At 42.2% G+C, this 23,759-nt stretch carries 16 protein-coding genes; 15 read left to right on the top strand and 1 reads right to left on the bottom strand.

The features are described from left to right. The first annotated feature begins 143 nt into the window (after positions 1–143). The 15 genes from EMP01_RS04370 to EMP01_RS04300 all read left to right on the top strand — a co-directional run bounded on the left by EMP01_RS04370 (position 144) and on the right by EMP01_RS04300 (position 22,755). Positions 144–995 carry a T9SS type A sorting domain-containing protein gene (locus tag EMP01_RS04370; protein ID WP_129020252.1) on the top strand — a complete coding sequence of 284 codons (852 nt, stop codon included), beginning with the start codon at positions 144–146 and terminating at the stop codon, positions 993–995. Between the two features lie 141 nt (positions 996–1,136). Continuing rightward, a complete protein-coding gene (der, locus tag EMP01_RS04365) occupies positions 1,137–2,510 on the top strand; it encodes a ribosome biogenesis GTPase Der (protein ID WP_129020251.1) in 1,374 nt (457 codons plus the stop codon). Between the two features lie 53 nt (positions 2,511–2,563). Beyond that, positions 2,564–3,178 (top strand): hypothetical protein, encoded by a 615-nt coding sequence (locus EMP01_RS04360; protein ID WP_129020250.1) that lies wholly within the window; start codon positions 2,564–2,566, stop codon positions 3,176–3,178. 94 nt (positions 3,179–3,272) lie between these two features. Further along, positions 3,273–4,604: a dihydroorotase gene (locus EMP01_RS04355; RefSeq protein ID WP_129020249.1), complete on the top strand. Its 1,332-nt coding sequence runs from the start codon at positions 3,273–3,275 to the stop codon at positions 4,602–4,604. Between the two features lie 315 nt (positions 4,605–4,919). Continuing rightward, positions 4,920–6,149, top strand: coding sequence for a c-type cytochrome (locus EMP01_RS04350; RefSeq protein ID WP_237559471.1), 1,230 nt, complete (start codon positions 4,920–4,922; stop codon positions 6,147–6,149). Positions 6,150–6,213: 64 nt separating this feature from the next. Then, entirely contained in the window at positions 6,214–9,363 is a 3,150-nt protein-coding gene (locus EMP01_RS04345; RefSeq protein WP_129020247.1) for a TAT-variant-translocated molybdopterin oxidoreductase, read from the top strand. Between the two features lie 103 nt (positions 9,364–9,466). After that, positions 9,467–10,900: an NrfD/PsrC family molybdoenzyme membrane anchor subunit gene (nrfD, locus tag EMP01_RS04340; RefSeq protein ID WP_129020246.1), complete on the top strand. Its 1,434-nt coding sequence runs from the start codon at positions 9,467–9,469 to the stop codon at positions 10,898–10,900. 58 nt (positions 10,901–10,958) lie between these two features. Further along, complete coding sequence (locus tag EMP01_RS04335) at positions 10,959–11,537, top strand: DUF3341 domain-containing protein (protein ID WP_129020245.1); 579 nt, start codon at positions 10,959–10,961, stop codon at positions 11,535–11,537. A gap of 45 nt (positions 11,538–11,582) precedes the next feature. Then, on the top strand, positions 11,583–12,254 hold the full coding sequence (locus EMP01_RS04330) for a c-type cytochrome (RefSeq protein ID WP_129020244.1): 672 nt from the start codon (positions 11,583–11,585) through the stop codon (positions 12,252–12,254). Between the two features lie 43 nt (positions 12,255–12,297). Further along, positions 12,298–13,506 carry a quinol:cytochrome C oxidoreductase gene (locus EMP01_RS04325; protein ID WP_129020243.1) on the top strand — a complete coding sequence of 403 codons (1,209 nt, stop codon included), beginning with the start codon at positions 12,298–12,300 and terminating at the stop codon, positions 13,504–13,506. A gap of 80 nt (positions 13,507–13,586) precedes the next feature. Continuing rightward, a complete protein-coding gene (locus tag EMP01_RS04320; protein WP_129020242.1) occupies positions 13,587–14,657 on the top strand; it encodes a cytochrome c oxidase subunit II in 1,071 nt (356 codons plus the stop codon). 63 nt (positions 14,658–14,720) lie between these two features. Then, on the top strand, positions 14,721–16,529 hold the full coding sequence (locus EMP01_RS04315) for a cytochrome c oxidase subunit I (RefSeq protein WP_129020241.1): 1,809 nt from the start codon (positions 14,721–14,723) through the stop codon (positions 16,527–16,529). A 95-nt stretch (positions 16,530–16,624) separates the two neighbouring features. Further along, entirely contained in the window at positions 16,625–17,359 is a 735-nt protein-coding gene (locus EMP01_RS04310; RefSeq protein WP_237559470.1) for a Crp/Fnr family transcriptional regulator, read from the top strand. Positions 17,360–18,050: 691 nt separating this feature from the next. After that, on the top strand, positions 18,051–21,617 hold the full coding sequence (locus EMP01_RS04305; RefSeq protein WP_129020240.1) for an Ig-like domain-containing protein: 3,567 nt from the start codon (positions 18,051–18,053) through the stop codon (positions 21,615–21,617). Between the two features lie 100 nt (positions 21,618–21,717). After that, on the top strand, positions 21,718–22,755 hold the full coding sequence (locus EMP01_RS04300) for a T9SS type A sorting domain-containing protein (protein ID WP_129020239.1): 1,038 nt from the start codon (positions 21,718–21,720) through the stop codon (positions 22,753–22,755). A gap of 118 nt (positions 22,756–22,873) precedes the next feature. Here EMP01_RS04300 and EMP01_RS04295 read toward each other — a convergent pair whose 3' ends face one another. Next, positions 22,874–23,755: a YitT family protein gene (locus EMP01_RS04295; protein ID WP_129020238.1), complete on the bottom strand. Its 882-nt coding sequence runs from the start codon at positions 23,753–23,755 to the stop codon at positions 22,874–22,876. Between the last annotated feature and the right edge of the window lie 4 nt (positions 23,756–23,759).

Here is a 23,759-nt window from a genome sequence, read left to right as displayed (position 1 = left end):
AAGAAATAAGCGGGTAACAATTTGATCGCCACCTAAATCAAAAAAATCTGTGACAAAAAACGGACAAATCACGATTTATTAGTAATATTGAAAATATATTAAATTTATTTTCCTTTCAACTTTCAATAAACAAAGATTCACGCATGAAGAAAAAATTACTTTCTATTGCTTCTATTGGTGTGTTAGCCACTATAGTGTTATCTTCTTACCAGAATGGTACACATGGTACCTTAGGTAACCAGACAAACAGTACCGGTAGTGCTACCGGTTGTTTTAACTGTCACGGAACTCAGAACAATGCTACTACAGCAGCGGTAATACTAATGGACGGTACCACGCCGGTTACTACTTATGTACCAGGGCAAACCTATACAGTAGTACTCGCAGGTAGCAATACCGGCACCGGACATCCTAAGTTCGGCTTCCAGCTGACCTGCGCTAAAAGTGGCGGAGTAGCAGCAGGAACATTATCTGCAAATGGCGTAACCGGCGTAGCAGCTCGTGCAAATAATACCCTTCTGGAGCACACTACACCACTTGCAGGTACTCCTAACAGCGGTAATATCATATATGCTGCACAATTCCAGTGGACGGCACCTGCTGCAGGAACCGGTACAGTTAAGTTTTATACCGTTATTAATGGTGTGAATGGTAATGGTAATAACGATGCCGGAGATCAGTGGAACTTCGGAACCAGCGCTAATATTACAGAAGCCACTACCAGCATTCGTAATACAGAACAAATAAAAGGAGTACAGTTATTCCCTAACCCTTCAAACGGTGCGGTAACAGTACAGATTGAAAATACAACTCCGGGCAAATACAGCTTCCAGCTGATGGATATGACCGGAAGAGTACTGCAGACAGAGCAAGCAATCTTCGGAAGCGGTACCAACCAGTACAAAGCTGATGCATCTGCCTTAAGCACCGGCATCTACCTGATGAAAGTAGGTAATGGTACAAAAGAAACTATCATGAAGTTTCATAAACTGTAGATAATAGTTTTTATTTCGCACAAGACACGCTTTCGCAGCGTGTCTTTTTTGGTTTAAATCAGGCACATATTAAAGGAAAATGTGCAGTTCCGTTAGCTTATTGTATCTTTGCAGGCTTATAAGCATTATAAAAATAAAATTATGCCAGGATTTACGGTAGCCATTGTAGGTAGACCCAATGTCGGAAAGTCAACGTTGTTCAACCGTTTGGTCGAACAAAGGAAGGCGATTGTAGATGATTTTAGTGGAGTTACACGTGATCGCCAATACGGTATTTGCGACTGGAACGGTAAAGTGTTCAATGTGATTGACACCGGAGGTTTCGTGTCCCATTCCGAAGATGTATTTGAAAAAGAGATTCGTACACAGGTACATATTGCAATTGAAGAGGCGAATGTCGTTTTGTTCGTTGTTGATGCCGGTGCGGGTACTACAGAATTAGATAATGAGATGGCCATGGTTTTGCGCCGCTCTCAAAAACCGGTTATTTTAGTTGTTAACAAGGTAGACAATGCTGCACGCCAGCTGGATGCAACAGAGTTTTATGCCTATGGTTTTGATAATACCATAATGATTGCATCTGCATCTGGTAGTGGTACCGGTGATATGCTGGATATGGTTACCTCTTTTATACCTGAAGATTATGTCAATGATGAAGATGTGATCTGGGTAGAGGAAGAAGATGAGTATGGCCAGATGATCAAGGTGGCCTATCCTAAAAATCCTATTCCTAAAATAGCCATTATTGGTCAGCCTAATGCCGGTAAGTCCACCTTACTGAATGCACTGACAGGTAAGCACCGTACTATTGTTTCTGATATCGCAGGTACTACACGCGATTCTATCCATACCCATTACAATATGTTTGGTAAGGAGTTCGTGCTGATTGATACTGCAGGTATCCGTAAGAAGAAAAACGTAAACGAAGACCTGGAGTTTTACTCTGTAATCCGTGCCATCAATGCGATGGATGAGGCAGATGTGTGTATGTTACTGATCGATGCCGAAGTAGGTATTACTGCTCAGGATGTAAACATTTACAGCCTTGCAGCCCGTAAGGGTAAAGGTATTATTGTCCTGGTGAATAAATGGGATAAGATACAGGGCAAGCAAACCAATACTGCCCGTGATTACGAAAAGCAGCTAAAAGAACGCTTACAGCCTTTCTGTGATGTGCCGGTAGTGTTTATCTCTGCACAGGAGAAACAACGTATCTTCCAGGCAATGGAACAGGCGCTGGAGGTTTATGAAAACCGTCAGAAGAAAATACCTACATCTGTACTGAATGATGCGATGCTGAAAGAAGTAGAGATCTTTAAACCACCGATGATGCGCGGACACAATGTACGCATTAAGTTCGTGATGCAGATCCCGACTATGGTTCCGTCGTTTGCTTTCTACAGCAACCACCCGGATGAAATAAAGAAACCGTACCAGAACTTCCTGGAAAATAAACTGCGTCATCACTTTGGGTTCAAAGGCGTGCCGATTAAGATATTCTTCCGTAATAAATAATTTATTTCTGCTAAAGAGTTGCCAGCTGGCAACTCTTTTTTAATATTGGACATATGAAACTGTTTGCCAAGATACTCCTGGTTGCTTTTCTGTATACCAGTGTTGCTGTATATGCCGGAGAGCGATATGAATACGCTAGCCTCTACAAGATAGACCAGAAAAGAAAAGAGATGTTTCTGACCGTGGCGGGAGATACATTGTACCTGGAAATAAGGGCGGTAGATTTACCAACATACTTTGTAGATATCGATACCCTGATATTTAATCCAACTGAAGGTAATTATATTGGCCGTAATACACAGATATGTAAGTCAGATGGTGGTTATTTTGACTTAACCGGAAAGGAGTCTTTCCGGAAAGCATACTTCAGACATTTCAGGTCCTTTGCCCTGTTCCGGAAAGCGACTTTGGATGAGTACGAGTCCTACATGAGCCATCAGGTTGAGGCATTAAAAGCTAAGACAGGGACAATATTTTTTGTGGGGGTGAATGATAGCAAAATAAGTGCTGCACAAAAGGATTCCTTAAGAACTTATGCTGACGAGCTCAATAGAAAAATCTACCATTACGCTGAAAGCCATACTTTCCCCGAATTACTCATCTACAATCAGCAGGTCATTGCTGAATTTAAAACAACTATAGAGCGAATTTCTAATATTAAGGAATGATGCAGTCCGGCTATATAGCACAAACATTTCAGGATTATCTGCCCTTTTTACATATTAGTCTTTATTTTTGGGGCTTCACGTTCAATTTTCTTACATGCGCAACAATATACTCTTCAAAAATGCCCGGATCGTAAACGAGGGCAAAACCATTATCGCAGACCTCTGGGTTAAAGACGGGCTGATTCAGAAAATCGGAGAAAATCTGTCGGTGACAGAGCAGGTACAGGAAATAGATGCAACCGGTAAATGGTTAATACCAGGTGTAATTGATGATCAGGTGCACTTCAGAGAGCCGGGGCTTACGCATAAGGCTACCATTGGTTCTGAATCACGTGCAGCTGTAGCAGGTGGGGTTACTTCCTTTATGGAGATGCCCAATACCAACCCACCGGCAACCACACAAGACCTACTGGAGCAGAAATACACTATCGGCGCCAATACTTCTGTGGCTAACTATTCCTTCTTTATGGGTGTAGCCAATAATAATGTGGAAGAAGTGCTTAAAGCAAATGAGAAATTGCACAATGTCTGCGGCATCAAGATTTTTATGGGCAGCAGCACCGGCGATATGCTGGTAGATAACTTCGTTACCCTGAACACCATCTTCTCCGAAACCGGGCACCTGATTGCCACACACTGCGAGGATGAACGTATTATTGCAGCCAATAAAGAGTTATATCCCAATCCTACAGACGCCTCCTTCCATCCGCTGATCCGTGATGCAGAGGCTTGCTTTTCTTCCAGCTTTACCGCCGTTCAACTGGCTAAAAAGTATGATACCCGCCTGCATATCCTGCATATTACTACGGCAAGAGAGCTGCAATTGTTCTCCAATATGCTGCCGTTGAAAGATAAACGCATTACCAATGAGGTATGTGTACATCACCTGCACTTCACCGCCGATGATTACGCTACACAAGGCAACCTGATCAAATGTAATCCGGCTATTAAAGCGCCGGAAAATCGTACTGCCCTTTGGGAAGCCCTGCTGGACGACCGCCTGGATATCATTGCGACAGACCATGCCCCGCATACCTGGGAAGAAAAACAGCAGCCTTACGCACAGGCACCTGCCGGACTGCCCCTGGTACAGCACTCTCTGCAACTGATGCTGCAATATGTACAGGAAGGAAAGATCAGTATGGAGAAAGTGGTTGAAAAAATGTGCCATGCCCCAGCAGATTGCTTCAGGATTGCAAAAAGAGGTTATCTGAAAGAAGGTTATGCTGCCGACCTGGTATTGCTGGGTCAGAAACCATATACTGTGGATAAATCGAATATCCTGTATCACTGTGCATGGAGCCCGCTGGAGGGAAAAACATTCGATTACAGCATTGACCAGACCTATGTAAACGGGAACCTGGTATTTGATGGTGTAAAAGTGATCGATAATATCATGGGCGAGCGCCTGACTTTCGACCGTTAATTATTCATATATATCTATTGTTAAAATATGTTTTGCGCCTTTTTGTCAAGGGAAGGTAAAGATTTGATTTGGATTTCTGACAAAACTGTGATGCCGCGTATGACACAATTTTGACAAACATATATTCAAAATGACAATTAATCGGCTGAAACCCTTGCCAGCATTGAAAAAAAAATTTTAACAAATGTGGACAAAAATTGGATTTCGTGTTGTACTTTTGCAAGCGCGATTGTGTAAATCTTAAGTTAAAAAACAAAAACAATTCTAGTGTCTGCATATTTAAAGTTAAATTTTATGTTTAAACGTGTTAGTATAATGGCTCTGATTGCTGTATTAACGGTATTCGGAAGCTTTACACAGGCTAATGCACAAGACGGGAAAGCGCTTTTCCAGGCTAACTGTGCATCTTGTCACAACCCTATTAAAGATGCAACCGGTCCTGCGCTGCAAGGTATCACAGGCCGTGCTCCAAGCACAGAGTGGATCCACAAATGGGTTAAGAACTCTGCTGCAGTAATTGCCAGCGGCGACAAGTACGCAAATGGTATTTATACTAAATGGAACAAAACTGCAATGACTGCATTTCCTAATCTGAAAGAAGAGGAAATCGATGCAATCATTAAATACGTAGAAGAGTATAAGCCACCTACTACTACTCCATCCGGTGGCGATACAGCTGGTTCTCCTGCTAAAGAAGCAGATAACACATGGTTATATGTACTGGTTACGATCGTACTGGCTGTCCTGGCCCTGATCCTGATCCGTATCAACAAAGGTTTACATAAAGTTGCCAATACAGAACAAGGTATTCCTAATAAAAAGGATGTACCACTGAAAAGAAATAAAGTGTTCATCGCAGTAGTTGGTATCCTGTTATTTATCCTTGCCGGTTACTGGATGGTAAACGGTGGTGTTGAAATGGGTCGTCAGCAAAACTACATGCCTAAGCAACCAATCTTCTATTCTCACAAAGTACACGCCGGTATTAACCAGATCAACTGTCAATACTGTCACGCAGGTGTTAACGATAGCCGTCAGGCAATGATTCCTTCTACTAACGTATGTATGAACTGTCACAAGCAGATCGGTGAATATACTGGTGAGCAACTGTTCGACCACGAAGGAAACAAAATCGATGGTACTGCACAGATTCAGGAGTTATACAAATACGCTGGCTGGGATCCTGCTAAAAAAGAATACAAACGTGACAACCAGGGTAAAATCCTTGCTACTCCGATCAAATGGACTAAAATCCACAACCTGGCAGACTTCGTTTACTTCAACCACAGCCAACACGTAAGAGTAGGTAAGGTTCAATGTCAGACCTGTCACGGTCCAATTCAGGAAATGGACGAGGTAAAACAATTTGAGTCTTTATCTATGGGATGGTGTATTAACTGTCACAGAGAAACTAAAGTTGATTTCCAGAATAATAACTACTACAGCATCTTTGAAAAATACCACCAGGAGATTAAAGACGGTAAGAGAGACGGTGTAACTGAAGCTGAGCTGGGTGGTCTGGAATGTCAAAAATGTCACTATTAATATTATTTAAAAAAATAACAATACATCGTTTTACGAGTATTATATTACAATATAAAGCAGACTTATGAGTCAAAAAAAATATTGGAAAGGTTTAGAAGAGTTGGCGAATACACCAGAGTATCAACAAAGTGTAGCCAACGAATTCAATGAAGAGTTACCACTTGACTTAAGTGATAATTTATTGAATGCCACTACTCCGCGTCGTGATTTTCTGAAATTTTTAGGATTCAGCACACTTGCGGCTACTGTTGCAGCAAGTTGTGAAATGCCAGTAAGAAAGGCGATCCCTTATGCAATTAAGCCGGAAGATATTATTCCGGGTGTACCTAACTATTATGCATCTACATTCGTAGATAACGGAGATATCATTCCGGTAGTAGTTAAGACCCGCGAAGGACGTCCTATCATGATCGAGGGTAATACACTCTCTACCATTACCGCTGGTGGTTCTTCTGCCCGTATGGTAGCTGCTACCTTAAGTCTGTATGACAAAACGAGATTACGTCAGCCTCATGTTGATGGTAAGCCAGTTGATACGTTTGATGCAGTAGATTCAGGTATTATGTCAGGTCTGGCAGCAGGTGGTGCGATCTACTTACTGACCGGAACAATCAGCAGCCCTACTACAGAGCAGTCGATTGCACAATTCCTGGCTAAATATCCAACTGCAAAACATGTAACATACGATCCGGTTTCTTATTCTGGTATGTTGTTGGCTAATGAAGCTTCTTACGGAAGCCGCATGATTCCTAACTACCTGTTTGAGAAAGCGAAAACAATATTCAGTCTGGGTGCAGACTTCCTGGGTACCTGGTTATCTCCGGTAGAATTCAGTAAAGGGTATACTATCGGCCGTAAGATCGAAGGTAAAAACGCTAAGACTGCAGAAATGGCTAAGCACTACCAGGTAGAAGGTATGTTGAGCATGACCGGTGCTAATGCCGATGAGCGTGCTACCTGCAAACCATCTGAGTACGGTAAAGTTGCTGCTGCTTTATATAGCGCAGTTACTACAGGTGCAGCACCAAACACAGGTTCTAAAAACCTGGATAAAATGCTTGTAAAGGCAGCAGCTGACCTGAAAAAAGGAAATGGTCTTGTAGTAAGCGGCAGCAATGACGTAAATGTACAGATCATTATTAATGCAATCAATAACGCGATCGGTGCAAATGGCACTACTATCGACTTTGCTAATCCTCTGAAATACAAAAAAGGTATTGATGCGGATATGGTAGCGCTGGTAGATGCAATGAATGCTGGTCAGGTTAGCTCACTGTTAATCCACGGTGTAAATCCTGCTTACGAATACTTCGACGGAGTTAAATTCCTGGCAGGTCTTAAAAAAGTAAAAACAACTGTTTCTTTCAGCGATCGTTTAGACGAGACTGCTAAAGAATGTAAATATGTAGTGTCTGATCATCACTGGCTGGAAAGCTGGGGTGATGCTGAGCCTAAAGCAAACTATATTAGCTTTATTCAGCCTACTATCGCTCCTTTGTTCAAAACAAGAGCATTCCAGGACAGCTTACTGAAATGGGCAGGTGCTACAGGTACTTACCACGATCTGTTTAATGCTTACTGGAACGGTAAATTAGGACAAGCTACTTTCGATAAAGCATTACAAGATGGTATTATCGAGCCTGCTACTCCTGCAGTAAGCGGTGCCTCTTTCTCCGGCAATGTTGCTGATGCAATCGCTAAAGCAAGCGCGGTGAAAGGTGGTGAGTACGAAATCGTGGTATTCCAGAACGTTGCTATGGGTCATGGCGGTGCATGGAGTAATAACCCATGGTTACAGGAAATGCCTGATCCGGTGACTAAAGTTGCCTGGGATAACTACGTGATGATGTCTCCTAAGACTGCAAAAGAAAAATTTGAGGCTGAGCTGACTTCTATCAACCAGGTTGATCCTAAAAAACGTTTATTAAAATTAAAAGTTGGTAATAAGGAAGTTACCTTACCGGTAATCGTTACTCCAGGTATGCATCACAATGTGGTTGCAGTAGCTGTGGGTTACGGTAGATCTGAAGGTGTAGGCCGTGCAGCAGCAAACCTGGGTAAAAACACTTATCCATTGGTTAGCTTCAACGGAACCTTCACTTATAATGCTCCGGTAACGATTGAGAAAACCGCAGAATTCTATCCTGTTGCGGTTACCCAAACACACAATAGTGCAGAAACACGCCCTATTATATACGAATATACTTTAGAGAAATTCAAGGAAAACCCTTACGAGTTGATTGATGAGCGCAGAGAAGCTATTGAGCATTATCTGACAGCTCCTAACGAAGAGCATCATGAAGGTCATGACGCTTACGGTAAAGGGGATAAATTTGACGCTAAAAAATTCGAAGAAGATTTCCGTAAAAACGGTACACACTATCCGGTACACGAGTCTATGGGCCTGCATTGGGCAATGTCTATCGACCTGAATACTTGTACAGGTTGTGCAGCATGTGTAATTGCTTGTCAGGCAGAGAATAACGTATCTGTAGTAGGTAAAGATCGCGTGATCAAAGTTCAGGAAATGAGCTGGTTGAAAATCGATCGTTACTTCTCTGGTGATCCTAATGATCCGGATACTATTCAAACGGTGTTCCAGCCTATGCTGTGTCAGCACTGTGACAATGCTCCTTGTGAGAACGTTTGTCCGGTATCTGCTACCAACCACAGTTCTGAAGGTCTGAACCAAATGGCATATAACCGTTGTATCGGTACTAAATACTGTGCTAACAACTGTCCATTCAAAGTACGTCGTTTCAACTGGTTTGACTGGAATGGTGCAGACTGCTTCGATGATAACCTGTATGAAGATGGCCGTCGTGATGACATCAATGATGACCTGACCAGAATGGTACTGAATCCGGATGTTACTGTACGTTCACGTGGTGTAATGGAAAAATGTTCTTTCTGTGTACAACGTCTGCAGGATGGTAAACTGACTGCTAAAAAAGAAGGCACACCATTGAAAGATCATCATGTGAAAACAGCTTGTCAGTCAGCATGTGCTAATGGTTGTATCACTTTCGGTAACGTTAACGATAAAGAAAGTGCAGTATTCCAGGACAGATACGTAAACAATAAAGAGCGTCTGTTCTATATGCTGGAGTCTATCCACGTATTACCAAATGTAAGTTACTTGTCTAAAATCCGTAACACGGATGTAGTGATGAACGGTAGCGAGCATGACGAAGTTTACAATAAACATATTTAATATATCATCAGAGCCGGTCTTCGGGCCGGTTCTAAGAATAAAAAAATTGACATTAGATTTGTATTGCTAAGATCTTTAGCCGTACAGCATTAATAAATCAATTATGCATTTAAAATACGAATCGTTCATTAGAGAGCCATTAGTAGATGGCAACAAGACCTACAAGGATGTTACAGCAGATATCTGTCGTCCCATTGAGCAAAAGCCATCAAAGCTTTGGTACTTTGGTTTAGTAGTCTCTTTATTATTCTTAGGCTTTGGTGCCTTCTCTGTATTCTGGGAAGTGTACTGGGGTATCGGTGTTTGGGGTATTAACCACACTATCGGTTGGGGATGGGATATCACCAACTTCGTATGGTGGGTAGGTATCGGTCACGCTGGTACACTGATTTCTGCGATCCTCTTACTGTTCCGTCAGCACTGGCGTACTGGTGTAAACCGTGCAGCTGAGGCGATGACAATCTTCGCGGTAATGTGTGCGGGTCAGTTCCCTATCTTCCACATGGGTCGTGTTTGGGATGCGATGTATGTATTGCCTTTACCAAATACCCGCGGTCCATTATGGCCTAACTTTAACTCAGCACTGCTGTGGGACGTATTCGCGATCTCAACTTACTTTACAGTATCCCTGTTATTCTGGTACTCTGGTCTGATTCCTGACTTTGCTACTATCCGTGACAGAGCGAAAACTAAATTACGTAAGCGTTTATACGGTTTAGCCTCTTTCGGTTGGACTGGTACAGCTAAAAACTGGCAGCGTTTTGAAGCCCTGTCTTTAGTTCTGGCTGGTCTGTCTACCCCTCTGGTACTTTCTGTACACACGATCGTATCTTTTGACTTTGCTACTTCAGTAATTCCGGGATGGCACGCAACCATCTTCCCTCCGTACTTCGTTGCGGGTGCGATCTTCTCCGGATTTGCGATGGTAAATACCTTATTGATCCTGGTTAGAAAAATCTATCATCTGGAAGAGTATATCACGATGGGTCACATCGAAGCGATGAATAAAGTAATCGTACTGACTGGTTCTATCGTAGGTATCGCTTACCTGACCGAGCTGTTTATGGCATGGTACAGCCAGGTTGTATACGAGCAGGAAGCATTTAAATGGCGTGTACTCGGACCATACTGGTGGAGTTACTGGGCGATGATGACTTGTAACGTAGTGTCTCCGCAGTTCTTCTGGTTCAAGAAATTACGTCGTAATATCGTGTTCTCTTTCATCCTGTCTATCGTGGTGAACATTGGTATGTGGTTTGAGCGTTTCGTAATTATCGCTACTACATTGTATCGTGATTACATTCCATCTAACTGGTCTTACTATTCACCTACATGGCCTGAGCTTGGATTCTATTTAGGTACATTTGGCTTGTTCTTTACTTGCTTCTTACTGTTCTCTAAATACTTCCCGGTTATTGCAATCGCAGAGATTAAGTTTGTATTGAAAACTACCGGCGATAAAGCACATGAGGATAACCTGGCACTGGAAGAAAAATCTCTGGAAGAGTTTATTCACATTGCTGAACACGCACATTAATTAAATAAAGCATTTTTAACCGGTTGTAAAACGGGTTTATAAATAAAGAACACAAATCATGGCAGTTAAAAAATTTGCAATAGCTTGTTACGATGATGAGGCACCATTATTTGATGCCGTTCATAAAGTACGTCACAGTGGTTATAAATTGCACGATGTGTATACTCCATTCCCAGTGCATGGCCTGGACCAGGCAATGGGATTAAAAGAAACGGATCTGCACGTTGCCGGTTTTATTTTTGGTATCACCGGTACCAGCACCGCATTAGGTTTTATGTCCTGGATCTTTACTTCAGACTGGCCTATTAACTATGGCGGTAAACCGTTCTTCTCTTTACCGGCAATGATTCCTATTACCTTCGAGCTTACTGTAATGTTTGCTGCGGTAGGTATGGTACTGACTTATTGTTATCTGAACCAGATCATGCCGGGTGTAAAGAAACACGTTTTCCATCCGCGCCAGTCAGATGATCTTTTTGTAGTGGTTATTGAAGTTACAGAAGGAACTGATGAAGCTGAGCTGATGAACTTTTTGAATAGTACCAACCCTGTAGAGACTAATGTACAGATTGCTGAAGAAGGCTGGTGGTATGGTAGATTCGATAAAGAAGAAGAATATCAAAAACAATTAGCATAATAATAATTGACTAACCGTAAGGAGTCATTTTATATACAGAATTTTATGAATAAACGTTTTGTTGTAACATTTTTGGTAGGTAGCGCTATGCTGGCTGCTTCTTGTAACAGCGGTAGTATACGTCGTAATCCCGGTAAAATCTATGCTCCGGATATGACTTATTCCCGTGCATACGATGCCTATACGGAAAACCCGAACTTTGAAGATGGTTTGACATCTCGTGAGCCTGTTGCAGGAACTATTGCAAGAGGTCATGACCTGCCTTTACACCTGACAGCTGCCGATACCGGTGCTTATTATGCACTGCAATCTCCTTACAAATTTACTGAAGGAGAAATGGCAGAGGGTACTCGTCTGTACAATATCTACTGTGGTGTATGTCACGGTGATAAACTGGACGGTAATGGTCCATTGTACAAAGATGGTTCTGGCCCGTTTGCTGCGGCTCCGGCTAACCTTAAAGGCGGTGCAGCTTACCTGACTATGCCTATCGGTAAAATGTACTATGCAATCGTTTACGGTAAGAATATGATGGGATCTTATGCTAGCCAGTTGAATGTAAAGCAACGTTGGCAGGTATTAGCTTACATCAAGCAGGTACAATCTAAAAACGGTGGTGCACCATTCACTTTAGCTGCAGGTAGTACAGCTGCAACTGATACTGCTGCTGCGAAAGGAGCTGTTGCAGCTAAAGATACAACTGTTGCAAAAAAATAAGCATAACAACAAATAATTAATTAGATAAAAAAATAGATACATTATGACCGATCGTTTTGAAGTCCCTTCGGGTTTAAAGAAAACAGGTTTGGTATTATCATTAATTGGTATTATTACATTGATCGCTGGTGCTGTCTGCTTTTTAGGAAAGCATGAAGAAACCGGTCTGGTACGTTTCTGGATGGGGTTAATGCAAAATGGTATTTTCTTCCTGTTCATGGCTATCTCTTCTATATTCATTCAGGCGGCTGCCGGTTTGGCTCAGGGAGGTTGGATTGTTGCCTATAAAAGAGTACCGGAAGCTATCGGTGCTAATGTTTGGGTTTTCGGTCTGCTGGTGCTGATCATTTTATTCAGCATGATCTTCGGTTTAGGTGATCATAATCCTATTTATCACTGGGTAAATCCTCATGGTGATAAAGTACTGGAAGGTAAATCTACATTCCTGAATAAAGGAATGTTCATCGGATTCTCTGTTGCTGCAGTAGGTCTGTGGAGCTTCTTCGGTAGAAAGTTCAGATCAATGTCCATTGCACAGGAGTCTGCACCAAAAAATTCAACTAAACTTTACTGGAAAACAGTTTCTCTGGCTGGTGCTTTCATGGTAGTTTATGGTTTAACTATGATGAGTACTACTCCATGGATGTGGATCATGAGTATTGATGCACACTGGTATTCAACACTGTTCAGCTGGCACGTATTCGCAGGAGCGTTCGTTTCTGGTATGGCGCTGATCCTGTTGTGGACTGTATACCTGAAAAATCAAGGTAATCTTGTATTGGTAAATAAAGAGCACATCCATGACTTAGGTAAGTTCATGTTTGCCTTCTCTATCTTCTGGACTTATACCTGGTTCGCACAATACATGCTGATCTGGTATGGTAACATTCCTGAGGAAACAACTTATTATAACAAACGTCAAAACGGACCTTACAGCTTCTTATTCTATCTGAATATTGTTGTAAACTTTGTAGGACCGATCCTGATCCTGATGTCCCGCCCAAGCAAACGTAACTACTTTACAGTGGTGTTTATGGCGATGATCATTATCTTTGGTCAGTGGTTAAACTTATATTTATTAACTTATCCTGGTCCTTCCGGTCATAACTGGAATATCAGCTGGTACGAAATGGGTATTTTTGCAGGATTTGCAGGTGTTATGATTCTGACGGTGTCTAAGACATTAACTAAGTCTGACCTGATTCCGCATAATCACATATTCCTGAAGGAGTCTGTTGTCCATCTGAGTTAATATAGTTTCAAGTATAATAGGAAAAGAATTGGGGTGTTCCGTTCACCTGCATTTAATAATTAAATAATTAACATTCAACAATGTCGGGATTAATATTAACCGCCTTAGTTATTCTGGTTTTTATCATCATTTACCAGATTGCCAAAGCCAGCGAATATGCTAATATCATACGAGGCGAAGAAGTTGTAGCCAAGAGTACTAATAAGCTGATGGCAGTATTATTAGTAGTTGTCTTCATCCTGGGTCTCTACGGTATTTATAAGTGTCATCAATACCTGGCTCCTTTAGGATTGCCGGAATCAGCTTCTGTACAAGGGCTGGAGTATGAAAAAATGCTGCATGTAACGCTGATCATTACAGGTGCTGTATTTCTTGCAACACAAGCTGTGCTGTTTTGGTTCTCTTACAAATATCAGGCAAGAGATGATAAGAAGCCTTACTTCTATTCTCATAATAATAAGTTAGAGGTAATCTGGACTACTATTCCGGCTTTAACGCTGATGGTCCTGGTTGCGATTGGTCTGAAAAACTGGGTTACCATTACAGGTAAAGCTCCGGAAGGTGCCTTAAAAGTGCAGGTTATGGGTAAGCAGTTTAACTGGGTGATCCGTTATGCTGGTAAAGATGGTGTGTTTGGTAAAACAAACTTCCGTCTGATCAACGACGCGAACAATATTCTGGGTCTGGATTGGAACGATCCGGCTTCTAAAGACGATATCATTGTTGAAAATGGTGAAGCACACATCATTAATAATAAAGACGTACAATTCATTATCAATTCCCGTGATGTAATCCATGATGTGGGTCTGCCTCACTTCAGAATGAAGATGGATGCTGTTCCTGGTATTACCACTACAATGTGGTTTACACCAAGAAAAACTACTGCTGAAATGAAACAGCTTACCGGTAACAAAGATTTCGTTTATGAAATCACTTGTGATCAGATGTGTGGTAAAGGCCACTATTCTATGAGAGGTACTGTAGTAGTTGAGACTGAGAAAGAATTCAACACATGGTTAGCTGAGCAAAAACCTTATTACGATCTGCAACATCCTGCTGAAGCCGCTCCGGCAACAGCGGTAAAGGAAGGAACTGAAACTCCTGCCCCTGCTGCAGCTCAGGATACTACCAAAACTGTTGCATCCAAGTAATAAAATTTTTAAACATTAAATTATTTTCTGCCTTTTTATAAGGTTTGTAAATTGAATATAAAAATGGGTAACGACGCTACTTTAGCACATGCACACGGTGCGCACGAACATCACGAGGGTCATCACGATCATCCTAAACAGCACTTTCTTACAAAGTACATATTTAGCCAGGATCATAAGATGATCGGTAAACAATACCTGGTTACAGGTATTATATGGGCTGTAATCGGTGCTTTATTCTCCGTATTCTTCCGTTTACAATTAGGTTTCCCGGAGTCTAGCTTCCCTATTATGGAGCAATTCCTGGGTCACTGGGCTAAAGGAGGAAAACTGACTCCTGAATTTTACTATGCATTGGTAACAATGCACGGTACTATCCTGGTATTCTTTGTATTAACTGCCGGTTTGAGTGGTACTTTCAGTAACTTCCTGATTCCACTTCAGATTGGCGCGCGCGATATGGCATCACCATTTATGAATATGTTATCTTACTGGTTCTTCTTTGTTTCCAGTGTGATCATGTTTGTTTCTTTATTTGTTCAAACCGGCCCTGCTGCTGGTGGATGGACGACTTATCCTCCATTGAGTGCACTTAAAGAAGCATCTTTAGGTTCTGGTTTAGGTATGGACTTATGGTTGATCAGTATGGTACTGTTCGTAGTATCTCAGTTATTAGGTGGTTTGAACTATATCACTACTATTCTGAATATGAGAACTAATGGTATGAAGATGACACGTATGCCATTGACAATCTGGTCTTTCTTCTTCACCGCTATCCTGGGTGTATTATCATTCCCTGTATTAGTTTCCGGTGTGGTTCTGTTGATCTTTGATCGTCACATGGGTACCAGCTTCTACCTGTCTGAAATCTTTATCGGTGGTAAAGCATTATCGCACATTGGTGGTTCTGCTATCTTATACCAACACTTATTCTGGTTCTTAGGTCACCCTGAGGTATACATCGTAATGTTGCCGGGTATGGGTATGGCTTCTGAAATATTATCTACACATAGCCGTAAACCAATCTTTGGTTACCTGGCAATGATTATCTCTCTGATCGGTATCACTTCACTGGCACTGGTAGTATGGGCGCACCATATGTTCGTATCGGGTATGAGTCCGTTCTTAGGCTCTGTGTTTGTACTGTTAACCCTGTTAATTGCGATCCCATCTGCGATCAAAGTATTCAACTGGCTGACTACAATCTGGAGAGGTAGTATCCGTTTCACTGTACCGATGATGTTTGCAATTGGTTTCGTATCAATCTTCATCTCTGGTGGTCTGACTGGTATCTGGTTAGGTAACTCTGCTCTGGATATTCACCTGCACGATACGTATTTCGTTATTGCGCACTTCCACTTGGTAATGGGTGTATCTGCATTCTTCGGTATGTTTGCCGGTGTGTACCACTGGTTCCCTAAGATGTTCGGCAGATTCATGAACAATACTCTGGGTTATATCCACTTCTTTATCACCTTCATCGGTGCTTACCTGATCTTCTGGCCAATGCACTATGCAGGTCTGGCGGGTATGCCACGTCGCTACTACGATTACAGTGCGTGGGTATCTTATAAGGATTATCAACCAATGAATGCTTTCATCACTGTTGTAGTTGTGATCACATTCTTTGCACAATTATTATTCGTATTCAACTTCTTCGTGAGCATGTTCCGCGGTAGAAAAGTTACCAGCCAGAATCCTTGGAAGGCAACTACACTGGAGTGGACTACACCTGTTCATCCGGAGCACGGTAACTGGGAAGGTCCAATTCCTGAAGTACACCGTTGGCCGTATGATTATAAAGATGATGGTCACGGAAATGACTTTATTCCTCAAAACGTTCCTTTACGTCCGGGAGAAGAAGAGCATTAATAACATATTATGTATAAATGAGGCAATATATTATTGCCTCATTTATTTTATATATAATTTTGTAGTATTCCATTAGTTTAAATAAACCCTGCAAGATGAAGCCTGAGGATGAAAATATGAGCACTTATAACTGTCCGGATGACAACTGCAACAATTGCGCGCACAAGCAATCCAGTGTGTTCTGCAATGCCCGTAAGGAGCAGTTGGATCTGATCAGTGAAGAGAAGACCTGTACCAGCTATAAAAAGGGACAGATCATTTTTCATGAGGGTATGCGCTCTTATGGCATTTATTGTATCAATTCCGGCAAGGTGAAGATCTCTAAGAACGGAGACGATGGAAAGGAACATATATACAGACTTGCCAAACCCGGCGATCTGATTGGCTATAAGGCCTTATTGAGCGATACAAGATACTCCGCATCTGCAATCGCATTAGAAGATACTGCTGTGTGTTTTATTCCAAGGGATCAATTTATGGGAGCCCTGACTAAGGATAATAATCTCGCATTGGACTTTATGAAGCTCATCAGCCTGGAACTAGGCAGAGCAGAGCAGAAGGTTGCACACCTTGCACAGAAACCTGTACGCGAAAGGCTGGCAGAGGCACTGCTATTTGTAAAGGAAACTTATGGCTTTGACGAAGATGGGCAGACCCTAAATGTGAGGCTTACCCGCGATGAGATTGCTAATATAGTAGGTACTGCCACAGAGTCTGCTATCAGGCTGCTGTCTGAATTTAAGAAAGATGGCATCATTGATCTGGATGGTAAACGTATTAAAGTACTAGACTTCAATCGCTTATTAAATACTGCAAACCTGCAGGACTAATTACCTGTTTTATTTCTTTTTATTGGAGCACTTCCGCTCCTGCCTGAGCCATTTATAGTGGTGCAGTGCAGGCTGTGCCTTTATTTCTGCACTTTTGAACCAGGGTTAAGAGGAATTAATAATTTTTATACATAAAAATGATTGTGTTTACAGATCATTTTTTAAATTTGCTATTGAAACTACATCCAATATTGTTATTCATTTCTTACATAAGTCTTGTATAAGCTTATTTTTTGAATAATGATGTCCCCAATTTCTATACACTTTCGTAGTGTGCAATAGAGCGTTTTATTTTTAGTGTGCAAATTATACCTATGCAAAAACTAAATGTGAGTTGTATTAGGCCAGTTCCCCCACAAGGGAAAGGGTAAGGGTTTACCACATTTATTCACTCTAAAAACAAAATTATGTTCGGCTTTATTGATCGCAAATACTACGTTTTCGATTTAACTTAGACATTTACTGATCTACTTACTGCTTATGTACGTACGCATGCTTGCGTAGGTATGTATCTACTTATTCGCCTTTCCGTATAAGAACGGGATTGCATTTCCGCAATCTTTATTGACGCTTGATGTCCCACATGCGTCAGGGCTTTTTGCGTGCCTTGCTGATCCATTTTATGTATGAGAATATGGAGAGTATATGTTGTTATCAACATTAATTAACCCCTTACTAATTCAAACTAATTATGTCAAAAATTTACGCCAGCCGTACGAGTATCGTCGTCCGGTTATTCTCCCTAATCACAGCAATGCTGTTTATGGCCCCTCAAGGCTTTGCCCAGGCGCCTCTTACCCCTTGTAATGTTCCAACCTCATTGTCTTCGGTTGGTACCAATAGTGCTCCCGGTACAATTGTGACGGGTGCTTCCTGGACCGGTGCCAGCGGCCTTGCCAGCTTGAGCTTACAAGGCAATGCTACTGATAACAATGCAGCTAACTTTGCTACATTCAATACACTTCTTTTATCAACTATACGCTTAACCGTAGAAAGTACCGGCGGATATTACGCAGCGGGCACTTATGCCGGTTTCGATATTCAGAGTACAGGCGGTTTACTGGATCTTGATTTATTAGGAAGTGTTACCATCAAAACGTACCTGGGTACTACTTTACAGGAGCAAGCAACCCTTGGTGCCGGTACATTAGAACTGAACCTGTTATCCGCTACGGGAAAACAAAGAGCTGGTTTCAGAACCACTAAGAACTTTGACCGTATTATGATTGAGCAATTCAGTACACTGAGCCTGGGAAGCAATCTGCAGGTATATGGTGCTGTAGTAGAACGTTATTGCGCAGGTGCAGCTCCGGCTTGTAACACTAATCAATACCTGACTACTCCGGCCTATCCGGTATCTACTGAAGCTGGTTCTACAGCCTTATTAGGCGTAAACTCTTCTGTCAATAATCCCGAATTTGCAATTGATGCAGACCTGACCAACTATGCAACTATCGTACAGACAGTAGGTGTTGCGGCAAATGCACAATTTGAAATCAAGGACGAGGTAACAATGTATAACAATACATTTGCCGGTTTTGATATTGAGAATCCAAGCCTGCTAAACTTAGGCCTGTTGGGCAATATGACTGTAGCGGTATACAGAAATGATACATTGGTACAGTCCGTGACTGGCAATGGTTTGCTGGCGCTGAACACTGGCCTGCTGAACAGCACCGGTCGTCAGATCATCGGTTTCGTTCCTACAGGACAATTCAACAGTGTACGCCTGACCATTAACCAGACATTGGCTGCAGACCTGGGTACTACACGTATCTATGGTGCCATTCTGAAGCAATTCTGTGCTAATGATATTACCTGTGCGCAATCAGTAGGCCTTAAAAATACTGCTAACCCGGATTATCCTGTATTTGTTAACGCAAGACGTACCGGTGTTACAGGAACAGGCTGTGTATCTTGTGCCATCAACAATACCAACAACCTGATCGATGGTAACAGCAGTACATTCGCTACTATCGACCTGACTGCAGGTGTATTATCTACTGGTAGTATCGCGGTTAAAAATCAGCTTCAGGATTATCCTGCTGGTTCATACGCAGGATTTGAAATTGAGAGCACAACATTATTAGCTGCTAACGTAGTTGGTAACATCAAATTCAAATTATACAAAGATGATGTCCTGGTGCAGGATGGTACAGGACAGCCGCTGCTGGCTGGTGTAAGTACCGATATCCTTACCGGTGGTACAAGCCCTAAACAAATCGTAGGTATCATCAGTAATGTTGCTTTCGACGAAGTTGTTATGGAAGTAAACAACCTGATTGCTGCAAATGTATTAGGTACAATCAATGTGTATGAAACATACATCGAAACCTCTTGTGCACGCAATGTACCATGTAACACTTCAGAAGTACTGAGCCAGACACAGCATGGTGCTGTGGTAAACGGTGCTAATACTGGTGTAAGCGGTGCTGTATGTGCAGGCTGTAAAGTAGATGATCCGTGGAATGCAGTATCTGCTACCAATACAGACTTCTCCAGATTATATAATACTGTGAATGCATTGTCTACAACTTCTTTGGGTGTAGCGGTACCTCAGTATGTATATCCTGCGGGAACATTTGCGGGTTTCGTGATTAAAAGAAACAACTTTGCGATTGCAGCATCTTTACTGCCTAACATTACGATCTCTACTTATAACAATGGTGTATTGCAGGAAACCAATACCGGTTCTAACCTGCTTAACCTTTCCGTGCTGGTTAACCTGATCGGTAGCGATACCAATGTGTACAATGCAGGTTTCATTACCACCATGCCGTTTGATGAGATCAAGATCTCGATGAACACACTGGTAACAGCGCTGGATCAGTATATCGATATATACGGTGCATTCGTAGATACTCGTTTCCTCCCTGCAGGTACTCCGGGTACAACCTGTAATTTCAGCAGACCAGATTTCAATGTAGGCTACATCAACCAGGCTATTCCGGGTAATGTAAAAACAAATGATGTGGTGACCGGAACAACTACTTATGCAGCAGCAGTTGCACTGAGTGGTAATCCTGCAGCAGCATTACCTTCTGTAAATGCAGATGGTACGTATACCTTCACTACGGCAACAGCCGGTGTATACCAATTCAATGTACCTGTTTGTGACAACTCTGTTTGTATAAATCAATTACTGACGATCACCGTTAAAGATCAGAGTGTACTTACTTCTGCTCCGGTTATCAATACGGATATCGCTTCCGTTAAAATGGGACAGAGTGTAATCATTCACTCACTGGCCAATGACTATGCCGGAACCGGTGGTTCTGCTTTAGTACCGGCGTCTATAACCCTGACCGACATGAATGGCGCAACTGCGGGCAATACTGTTTATGGTGGTACTGCAGTAGCAAATACTACAAATGGTAATGTAACCTATACTCCTGCCGCTGGCTTTATCGGTATCGATACGATCCATTATAATGTTTGTGATAACCAAACTTCAGCACAATGTGGCGGCGCATACCAGATCGTAACTGTTCTGCCAACTACCTATACAAACAGTACCCTGGCTGCTGATGATTATATACAAACCAAAAACGGCGATGTATTAACCACAACTGCTGCAAACGGTGTATTGGCCAATGATTCTGACCCGGATGATGATGCACAAACCGTAACGGCAAAAACAGAGACTATTGTAGGCAAGGGTATCCTGGTGCTGGCTGCAGATGGTAGCTATACCTTTACTCCACTGGCTGGTTATGTAGGCCCTGTAGACTTTACTTATGTTGTTACCGATAACGCAACTACTCCGGCTACAGCAAGTGCTACATTGCACATACTGGTTGAGCAGGTTCCGGATCTGACCATGTCAACACAAATCAGTGCATCTAACTTTATCATCAGTTCAGGAACCTCTGCAAACTTCCGTTTAAGAGTAAGCGAGCTGCAAGGTGTACCGACTAATAATGAAGCTAGTCCGGTATATGTTCGTCTGTCTAAAAACAGTGCGATCTATTCTTACACTTTCGATCCGACCCTGACTACAATGAATTTCCCGGCTGCTACCCCTATAGATAACACTAAGTGGGAATTGGTTACCAATTCTGCAACGACCATGTTATTTAAACTGAAAGCAGGTGAGAATATCTCAGCCTATGGTTTGTCTTCAATTGGTGTGACGATGCAGGTATTAGGCACGGCTACAATCAGCCAGCTGAATATCACTCCGGTAATCCTGAACAATTCAGGCGGAGAGCGTAACAGTACCAACAACAGTAGCGTAAGAAAAGTAAATGTTCAATAAATAGTACCCTTATAGTCGTCAATGATCTTCTGGTCATTGACGGCTATTCTCTCTCTTCAGAAAATACAATTCATTTATAAACAAACCAAAAAGAAAGAATATGAAAAAATTATCCTTATTAGCAAGCTTAGCATTATTAAGTACTTCTATATACGCACAGATTCCTGCGAATGCAGTGAACGCAGATCCGGCCAGCCCGGGACCTTATATGGTAGGTGGTGGCAGCTCGATTAACGGTAGCGGCCAGGTAAACTATTTTGTAGAGAATGCAAGTACTGCACTGCCTGGTACAAATGGCGTAATCCCTGCGGGTAGCCTGGAAGTTACGATCGGCTTCCCGAGCCAGTACGGTATTGCCAACAACACCGTACCAACTGTTAACAACTGGACTGTCGTTTCTTACACAACCGGCCCTAGCGGTCAATTAGTATTGACTAATAATAATGCAATTGATGCAGGAAATACAGAAGATGCTATTGTAAATGTTGCAGGCTTCACTGTAGTAGGTAGTCCTCAGAATTCTACTATGACTGTAGACAGATCTGTTCCTATTCAGGTAGGTAATACAAATATCGCCAACGATATTACACAGGTGTCACTGTCAGTAGCAGCACCATTACCGGTAACATTACGCTCTTTTAATGCAAAAGAACAGTCTTGTGGTATTGTTGTTTTAAACTGGGAAAGTGCAAAAGAAGCAAATCTGAACCATTACGAAGTAGAATTCAGTGCTGAAGGTCGTGATTATAAAATGATCAAATCTCTGGATGCTCAAAATGCAGCTAATGGTGCTAAATACAGCACTTCTGTACAGCAAAATGCTTCTGGCTACTACCGTCTGAAAATGGTAGACCGCGATGGTATGTTTGAGTACAGCACGGTAACTAAAGTAAACATGAGCGAGTGCGGTAACATTCAGCTGGCACCAACTGTAACCAGCGGAAATGCACGTGTTATGGGCTTAACCGGTGGTGAAACCATTAAAGTAATGAACAGCATCGGTCAGATCATGATCAGCCAGCAGGCAAGAGGCGAGAATGAGAGCATCGATATGAGCCGCTTCGCAGCAGGTATGTACCAGGTTATCGTTGTTCGTGGTACGGAACAAGTATTTGCAGGTAAAATTGTAAAACAGTAATTGTTTCATTTTTTAACAGAAAATCGTGCCTTGCCATTCATGGCCAGGCACATTATATGCAAAAAGAGAGGGAAGCACTTAGTGCTTCCCTCTCTTTTTTTATGGATAAATTATTTATTTAGTGTTTGACGATCTCTTTTACAATACCACCCTGAGGTTCTCTTACCGTCTGCACAAAAATGAATGCTTTCGGGTCAATGGCATGTACAATGTTCTTGATCTTTCTCACTTCCAGGCGGGTCACGATAGTGAATACAATGTCCACTTCCGTGCTCTGTTCGAAGCTGTCTTTCATAAATCCGCGTTCGCCTTTATATACCGTAATGCCACGGTTCAGAGAGAGTACAAGTGCCTTCTTGATCGCTTCACTATTGGCAGAAACAATGGTTACGCCGGTATACGCTTCAATACCTTCAATAACATATTTCGTCGTCTGGCTGGCAATAAAATAGGTCAGCATCGCATATAGAGCCGTCTCCGTTTTCATAAACAAAGCGGCTATGATGAAGATGAGGATATTCATGCCCAATATAATCTCCGTAATCGAAAAACTGCTCTTCTTAAAGGTAAACAGGGCCAGCACCTCCATGCCATCAAAAGTACCACCGCCCCGCATAGAAAGGCCGATACCCACACCCAGGAAAAAGCCACCGAACATGGCTACCAGCAATTTATCATGCGTTAGTTCCGGAAAGTTTACAAACTGGAGGGTTAGTGCAATAAGCGCAATAGTAAGACCGCTGCGGATAGCAAAATGCTTGCCGACCAGGTAACGGGATAAGATGATAAACGGGATATTCAGGATTAAAAGAATGATACCCAGGTTTACATGAAACACCTCATGGATCAGCAGGGAAATACCTGTAACACCACCATCGAGAAAGTGATTGGGAACCAGGAAACTCTTTAAGGCAAAACTTGCGGAAAGCACACCCAGCACCAGATATATGATATCAGATAAGGTAAATAGTGGTCCGTGGTGAGTGGTATTGTTGCTCATAATA

Source organism: Edaphocola flava, assembly GCF_004118155.1.
Classification (GTDB): Bacteria; Bacteroidota; Bacteroidia; order Chitinophagales; family Chitinophagaceae; genus Edaphocola; species Edaphocola flava.
The sequence above is the reverse complement of the archived record's forward strand: the minus strand, read 5'-3'. Positions and strand labels throughout refer to the sequence as shown.

Bases quoted from the DNA above. Each gene is read 5' to 3' on its own strand.
- EMP01_RS04325 (WP_129020243.1), top strand. From the start codon at position 12,298: ATGACCGATCGTTTTGAAGTCCCTTCGGGTTTAAAGAAAACAGGTTTG.
- EMP01_RS04355 (WP_129020249.1), top strand. From the start codon at position 3,273: ATGCGCAACAATATACTCTTCAAAAATGCCCGGATCGTAAACGAGGGC.
- nrfD (WP_129020246.1), top strand. From the start codon at position 9,467: ATGCATTTAAAATACGAATCGTTCATTAGAGAGCCATTAGTAGATGGC.
- EMP01_RS04330 (WP_129020244.1), top strand. From the start codon at position 11,583: ATGAATAAACGTTTTGTTGTAACATTTTTGGTAGGTAGCGCTATGCTG.
- EMP01_RS04345 (WP_129020247.1), top strand. From the start codon at position 6,214: ATGAGTCAAAAAAAATATTGGAAAGGTTTAGAAGAGTTGGCGAATACA.
- EMP01_RS04360 (WP_129020250.1), top strand. From the start codon at position 2,564: ATGAAACTGTTTGCCAAGATACTCCTGGTTGCTTTTCTGTATACCAGT.
- der (WP_129020251.1), top strand. From the start codon at position 1,137: ATGCCAGGATTTACGGTAGCCATTGTAGGTAGACCCAATGTCGGAAAG.
- EMP01_RS04300 (WP_129020239.1), top strand. From the start codon at position 21,718: ATGAAAAAATTATCCTTATTAGCAAGCTTAGCATTATTAAGTACTTCT.
- EMP01_RS04305 (WP_129020240.1), top strand. From the start codon at position 18,051: ATGTCAAAAATTTACGCCAGCCGTACGAGTATCGTCGTCCGGTTATTC.
- EMP01_RS04320 (WP_129020242.1), top strand. From the start codon at position 13,587: ATGTCGGGATTAATATTAACCGCCTTAGTTATTCTGGTTTTTATCATC.
- EMP01_RS04335 (WP_129020245.1), top strand. From the start codon at position 10,959: ATGGCAGTTAAAAAATTTGCAATAGCTTGTTACGATGATGAGGCACCA.
- EMP01_RS04310 (WP_237559470.1), top strand. From the start codon at position 16,625: ATGAAGCCTGAGGATGAAAATATGAGCACTTATAACTGTCCGGATGAC.
- EMP01_RS04370 (WP_129020252.1), top strand. From the start codon at position 144: ATGAAGAAAAAATTACTTTCTATTGCTTCTATTGGTGTGTTAGCCACT.
- EMP01_RS04350 (WP_237559471.1), top strand. From the start codon at position 4,920: ATGGCTCTGATTGCTGTATTAACGGTATTCGGAAGCTTTACACAGGCT.
- EMP01_RS04315 (WP_129020241.1), top strand. From the start codon at position 14,721: ATGGGTAACGACGCTACTTTAGCACATGCACACGGTGCGCACGAACAT.
- EMP01_RS04295 (WP_129020238.1), bottom strand. From the start codon at position 23,755: ATGAGCAACAATACCACTCACCACGGACCACTATTTACCTTATCTGAT.